This is a genomic window from Pseudomonas sp. 2(2015) (genome assembly GCF_000955865.1).
In the GTDB taxonomy this organism is placed as follows: domain Bacteria; phylum Pseudomonadota; class Gammaproteobacteria; order Pseudomonadales; family Pseudomonadaceae; genus Aquipseudomonas.
In genome coordinates, this window is record NZ_JYOF01000035.1 from 1613 (window position 1) to 1882 (window position 270).

The following is a 270-nucleotide window of genomic DNA, read 5'->3' on the forward strand; positions in this document are numbered from 1 at the left end:
CCACCGGCGGTAACTACGAGAAACTGGATACCGCTGGTAATCCGGTGACTACCGTTACTGATGGTCCAGGCACTGATGACACTACCGGTCTGAAACTCACTGCCACCGGCTCCGTCGCTGAAGGCGGCGACATCATCTACACCGCTACGCTGACCAATCCAGCCGGCACCGAGATGAAAGTCACCCTGAGCAATGGTGAAGTGATCACTATCGCTGCCGGTCAGACCGAAGGCAGCATCACTGTTCCGGCGCCGGAAGACGACGTCTACG

At 58.1% G+C, this 270-nt stretch carries 1 protein-coding gene; it reads left to right on the forward strand.

Annotation, left to right across the window (positions count from 1 at the left end):
• Positions 1-270, forward strand: a 270-nt coding sequence (locus UB48_RS27155) for an immunoglobulin-like domain-containing protein (protein ID WP_177329195.1), incomplete at both ends; no start/stop codon positions are given.